Below are 6,117 nucleotides of genomic sequence, written 5' to 3' on the forward strand. Positions count from 1 at the left end.
GACCGGCCGGCGGGTCGCCGGGACCGCCCCGCAGCAGGCGTGGGTCGAAGGGCCGCATCGTCAGTGCGCCCCCGCGCCCCGCCGGCTCGTGCTCGGGCATGTGCTCGACCCGCAGCCGCCGCCGGAAGACCCAGTAGGTCCACACCGTGTAGCCGATCATGATCGGGGTGAAGACCACGGCCGCCCAGGTCATGATCTCCAGAGTCATCGGGGAGCTCGCGGCGGCCTCGAGGGTGAGGTCGGGGCTGTCGCCGCGGCCGTTGATGGCATTGGGCGCCAGCATGACGAAGTAGCTGACGACCGTCAGGCCGATCGTCACGGAGGTGCCGACGAAGGCCCAGCCCTCCCTCCCCTTCGCATTGGCCGCGATCGCGGCGAGCAGGGCCACCGCGGCGACGCCGGAGACGACCCACGAGACGGGGGTGCCGCGCTGCACGCCGAGCCAGACGAAGAGCGCGACGGCGAGCACCGCCGTGACGAGGCCACCGCGGGTGGCGACCGAGCGCGCCTGCTGGCGGATCGGGCCGTCGGTCTTGAGCGCGAGGAAGTGCGCGCCGTGGGTGAGGCAGGCGGCGACGACGGTGAGCCCGCCGAGGATCGCGACCGGCGTGAAGAGGCTGAGCAGGGTGCCGTCGAACTCCGTGTAGGCGGTGCTGCCCATCGTGTGCTCGGTCATCGGCAGGCCGGCGACGAGGTTGGTCAGGGCCACACCGACGACGAAGGGGGCGATGTAGGAGCCGGCGACGATCGCCAGGTCCCAGCGGCGCACCCACTCACGGTCGTGCCGCTTGTGCCGGTACTCCAGCCCCATGTTGCGCAGGATGAGCGTGACGAGCAGGAGCAGCAGGGCGAGGTACATGCCGGAGAACATCGTCGCGTACCAGTGCGGGAAGGCCGCGAAGGTCGCGCCGCCCGCGGTGAGCAGCCACACCTCGTTGCCGTCCCAGTGGGGGCCGATGGTCGTGAGCATCGTGCGCCGCCGCGTCTCCCGCTCTTCCCCACCCTTGTCGAGCACGGGCAGGAGCATGCCGACACCGAAGTCGAAGCCCTCGGTGACGAGGTAGCCGGTCCACAGGACCGCCAGCAGGACGAACCAGATGGTGATGAGATCCATGTCAGTGCTCCCGGTCAGTAGGCGAACTCGAGCGGCTCGTCGTCCTCGACGAGGCGTGGCTGCTCGAAGGGCTCGGCGCCCGCGCGGATGTAGGAGAGGAGGAGTCGGACCTCGACGACGGCCAGGCCTCCGTAGAGCAGGGTGAAGACGATCATCGACGTCCACACGTCGGAGGCGCCGACCGAAGGGGAGACGGCCGTGTGCGTGGCCATCTCGCCGAAGACGACCCACGGCTGGCGGCCGACCTCGGTGAAGATCCAGCCGAAGCTGTGCCCGAGGACGGTGGCGAGGGGGGTGAGCACGATGATCGGGAAGACCCACCGCTGCATCGGCACCCGGTCCTTGCGCGTGGCCCACAGGACCCAGGCCCCGACGGCCATGGCGAAGAACCCGGTGGCCATCATCAGGCGGAAGTTCCAGTAGGTCATGGCGATCGGTGGGACGTAGGTGTCGGCCTGCGTCAGCTCGTCGTCGCCGAAGCTCGCCCGGTACTCGGCCTCGAGGTCGGCGATGCCGCGGACCTCCCCGTCGAAGCTCCCGGTGCCGAGGAAGGAGAGCAGGCAGGGGATCTCGATGACGTGCGTGGGGTCCTCGCCGCCGAGGCCGGCGACGGTCAGCACGGAGAAGGGAGCGCACTGGCCCTCGGGCGGGGTGTCGTAAAGGGCCTCTGCCGCAGCCATCTTCATCGGCTGGACCTCGGTCATCACCTTGCCCTGGAGGTCACCGCTGATGGCCACACCCAGACCGGAGACGAGGACGACGACCGCACCGAGGCGGGCCGCGTGTCGGTACATCCTGCGATCGGTGTCGGGTCCCCCCTTCGTCACGGTCTGGCGCAGCTTGTGCAGCCCGACGGCCAGGACCAGAGCACCACCGACGAGGTAGCAGGCGGTGATCACGTGGGGGAAGGCGACGAGCTGGACCTCGTTGGTGAGGATCGCGACGAAGTCGGCCATCTCGGCGCGACCGGTCTCGGGGTTGATCCGGTAGCCGACGGGGTGCTGCATGAAGGAGTTGGCCGCGAGGATGAAGTAGGCCGACAGCAGGGTGCCGACGTGCACGATCCACATGCAGGCCGCGTGCAGGCGCTCGGGGATGCGGCCCCAGCCGAAGATCCACAGGCCGAGGAAGGTCGACTCGAGGAAGAAGGCGAGCAGCGCCTCGAGGGCCAGCGGCGCGCCGAAGATGTCACCGACGAAGCGGCTGTAGGTGCTCCAGTTCATGCCGAACTGGAACTCCTGGACGATGCCGGTGACCAGGCCAAGGGCGAAGTTGATCGTGAAGAGCTTGCCGAGGAACTTCGCCATCCGCAGATGGGACTCGTCCCGCGTGCGGATCCACCGCGAGTGGTACCAGGCGACGATCGCGGAGAGCCCGATCGTGATCGGCACGAAGAAGAAGTGGTACACGGTGGTGATCGCGAACTGCCACCGCGCGAGGTCGAGGACGTCCATCCCGGTTCCTTCTACTACGTCGATGAGTACGACATGACGTAGTAGATGCTACACCCGCACGAAGGGAGGCCCCGCCGCGTGACCTGCGGCGGGGCCTCCCTTCGCCCACGGGTCACCCCACGCGCTGCAGCCCTCGCTGCCCGTCCGCGACCTCGAAGCTCGCCTGCGTGTAGGCGGCACCACCGCGCGTCGTCACCCGGTCGACCGAGCGGAAGTCCGCGCGCATCCCCGCCGGCGTCACCGTCGTGCGCACGTAGCCGCGCTGGTCGCCGGAGAACTTCAGGTGCGGGTTCCACGCCATGATCGGGTCCGACCACGTGGCATTGCCGTTGCCGCCCGAGGTGATCGACGAGGCGACGAGCTCGGTGCCGACGACGGGGGAGTCGGGGTCGGCGTAGTCGGTCCTGATGTCGGCGGCCCAGTGCTTGTGGACGTCACCGGTGAGGACGACGGGGTTGCGCACGCCGGCGTCCGTCCACGCGCGGGTGACGCGGTCGCGCGAGCCGACGTAGCCGTCCCACGCGTCGTTGCTCGTGTGGAGCAGGTCCTGCTCGACCTTGCCGTCGCGCTGCGCGAAGAAGACCTGCTGGCCGAGGAAGTCCCAGCGAGCACCGCTGCGGGAGAGGCCCTCTCGCAGCCACTGCTCCTGCGCGGCGCCGGTGATCGTGCGGCTCGGGTCGAGTGCCGCCTCGCAGTTGGTGTCCCAGCCGTCGTCGCACGCCTGGTCGTCGCGGTACTGCCGCGTGTCGAGCATGTGGAAGCTCGCCAGCCGGCCCCAGCCGAGGCGCCGGTAGATCTGCATGTCGGAGCCGCGGGGGATCGAGGAGCGGCGCAGCGGCATGTTCTCGTAGTAGGCGCGGAAGGCATTGGCCCGCCGGGCGAGGAAGCGCTCGGGGGTGTCGTTCCACTCCGGCGCCTTGGTGTCCTGGGGGACGCCGCCGGCCCAGTTGTTGTCGACCTCGTGGTCGTCCCAGACGACAAGCCACGGGGCGATGGCGTGGGCGGTCTGCAGGTCGGGGTCGGTCTTGTACTGCGCGTGCCGCAGGCGGTAGCCCTCGAGCGTCACGGTCTCGTCGCCCGCGTGGACCCGCGGCGCGGCCGGGCTGGTCGTGCCCTTGCCCTCGTACTGGTAGTCGCCGAGGTGGAGCACGAGGTCCGGCACGTCGTCGGCGAGGTAGCGATAGGCGGTGAAGAATCCCGCCTCCCAGTTGGCGCAGCTGGCCGCGGACATCGCGAGCGATGCCGGCATCTCGTCGCGCCGCGGGGCGGTTCGGGTGCGGCCGACAGGGCTGAGGTGGCCGTCGACGCGGAAGCGGTACCAGTACTCGCGGCCGGACCGCAGGCCCTCGACCTCGACGTGCACGCTGTGCGCGTCGGCGGCCCGAGCGGGGACCGCGCCGCGGGCGACGGGACGGTGCATCCGGTCGTTGTCGGCGACCTCCCACTGCACCGTGATGTCCCGGCCGGGCATGCCGCCCTTGCCGTCGGGGGCGAGCGGGTCACCGCCAGCCGGGTCCACAAGACGACGCCGGTCGGGGTCGGGTCACCCGAGGCGACACCCAGGGCGAAGGGGGAGGTCCGCACCGGTCCCGCAGCGGTGAGGGTGCTGGCGGAGGCGGGCGTGGCGATGATCGTGGCGGTGCCGGCGGCGAGACCACCGGCGAGGACGTGGCGACGGCTGAGGGTCATGGCCCGCAGCCTGTCGTCGTCGGGTGAACCCGTCCGCCGACTTGAGTGAACCCGCCTGCCCCGCAGCGTGGTCCGTGCATGAAGGTCCGGTCAGCCTTTGGTCAGGCTCCTCCCCGACGCTGGTCGAGGAGCGGCCCACCCGCTGGTCGAGGTGCGAGCTTGCGAGCCTCGAGACCCCCCGAGATCCGCCCCGTTGGTCGAGGTGCGAGCTTGCGAGCCTCGAGACCACCGGCGTCAGCCCCGCGGCACCCGATATCTCACGAAGGCCGGCACGAGCGCCGAGGCGAGCAACGTCAGGACGATGACGAGCAGGCCGCCGACGATGGTCGTCGTGGCCGCGCCGATCTGCCCGGCGACGAGCCCGTGGAGCACGTCGGCAACGCGAGGGCCGCCGGCGACGACGACGATGAAGACACCCTGCAGGCGTCCGCGCATCGCGTCGGTGGCCGAGCTCTGCAGCATCGTCGAGCGGAAGGCCGCGGAGGCGACGTCGGCAGCACCGCCGGCCGCGAAGAAGACGACGGCGACGGCGAGCCAGAGGCCGGCCGACCCGTCGGCGAGGGCGACCGCGGTGCCGAAGCCGGTGATCGCGCCACCCCACACGAGGATCGCGACGACGACGGCCAGGCCGTGCCGCTCCACCCGCGAGACCCACCCGGACATCACCCCGCCGAGGAAGGCGCCGGCGGGCATGGCGGCGAAGAGCACCGCGAAGGCCAGCCCACCGTCGACCGGTCCGCCGAAGTCGAGGTGCGCCATCTCGGGGATGAGCGCTCGCGGCATGCCGAAGATCATCGCGATGAGGTCGACGACGAAGGACATGAGCAGCACCGGGTGCCCGGCGAGGTAGACGAATCCGTCGAGCACCGACCGCAGCCCCGGGGTCGACCCGGCGACGGCCTCGACCGGTAGCGGCGGCAGCGAGATGACCGCCCACAGGGTCGCGAAGAGGCAGATCGTGTCGGCGAGGTAGAGCCAGGAGAAGCCGAGCACGGGGATGAGCGCGCCACCGACGAGCGGGCCGGCGATGGCACCGCCGGTGAAGACCGTCATGTTGAGCGTGTTGGCCGAAGGGAGGAGCTCGGCCGGCACGATGCGTGGCAGGACCGCCGACCTGGTCGGCTGGTTGACCGCGAAGAAGGCCTGCTGCAGGGAAAAGATTGCGAGCAGCAGCCAGACATTGGTGTTGCCGAGCGCGGCCTGCACGAAGAACAGGGCCGAGGTGATGATCAGGCCCCACGTCGTCACGGTGAGGATCCGACGCCGGTCGAAGTGGTCGGCCAGTGACCCGCCGTAGAGCCCGAAGACGACGAGCGGCACGAGCCCGAAGATGCCGGTCAGCCCGACGTAGGCGCTCGAGCCGGTCATCGAGTAGATCTGGGCGGGCACCGTGACGACGGTCAGCTGTGCACCGATGACCGTGACGATCTGGGCGGTGAAGAGTCGCCGGTATGCCGGCACCTGCAGGGGACGGGTGTCGGCCAGCAGGCCCCGGAGGCGACGCACCGCGTCACCCTACGCCCGCGCCAGAGCCCCCCGCGCACGGATGACGACGGGGGCGCTGGCTCCGGGCAGCAACTGCGTCCCGCTCGCCGGCCACCGGACCTCGAGGTCGACGGTCGGGGCGACTCGGTAGGGGCGCGCGAGCAGCAGCCCGCCGAGTACCCGCCGCAGCCGGGACATCTCGGCGCGGACCGTGACGACCCGGGCTCGGGTCGGCGAAGACCTCGTCGCGAGGGCCGCGGCGTTCAGCCCCGTGTCGCCCGCGCCGACGAGCACGAGGAGCAGCTCGGCGTGGCGGGGCGTGAGCCGCCGCGTCCACGCGCCGGACTCGGCGCCACCTCGATGCTCGGCTCGGCG

General features: G+C 70.9%; 4 protein-coding genes and 1 pseudogene. All 5 read right to left on the reverse strand.

Annotated elements, in window-relative coordinates; all coding sequences use genetic code 11:
* The coding region (cydB, locus tag AC2W7J_RS14540) for a cytochrome d ubiquinol oxidase subunit II (RefSeq protein WP_485983254.1) at positions 1 to 1,114 on the reverse strand (1,114 nt) is incomplete at its 3' end.
* A 14-nt stretch (positions 1,115 to 1,128) separates the two neighbouring features.
* Positions 1,129 to 2,568 carry a cytochrome ubiquinol oxidase subunit I gene (locus tag AC2W7J_RS14545; protein WP_485983255.1) on the reverse strand — a complete coding sequence of 480 codons (1,440 nt, stop codon included), beginning with the start codon at positions 2,566 to 2,568 and terminating at the stop codon, positions 1,129 to 1,131.
* A 112-nt stretch (positions 2,569 to 2,680) separates the two neighbouring features.
* A complete protein-coding gene (locus tag AC2W7J_RS14550) occupies positions 2,681 to 4,087 on the reverse strand; it encodes an alkaline phosphatase D family protein (protein WP_485983257.1) in 1,407 nt (468 codons plus the stop codon).
* Between the two features lie 404 nt (positions 4,088 to 4,491).
* Positions 4,492 to 5,763, reverse strand: coding sequence for an MFS transporter (locus AC2W7J_RS14555; RefSeq protein ID WP_485983259.1), 1,272 nt, complete (start codon positions 5,761 to 5,763; stop codon positions 4,492 to 4,494).
* Positions 5,764 to 5,772: 9 nt separating this feature from the next.
* Positions 5,773 to 6,117: pseudogene (locus tag AC2W7J_RS14560) on the reverse strand (hypothetical protein); the annotation flags it as partial.

The organism is Janibacter sp. CFPM2_SD2, from assembly GCF_057364645.1.

What these genes read in the sequence shown, in the direction of transcription:
- AC2W7J_RS14545 (WP_485983255.1), bottom strand. Translation starts at nt 2,568, where the DNA reads ATGGACGTCCTCGACCTCGCGCGGTGGCAGTTCGCGATCACCACCGTG.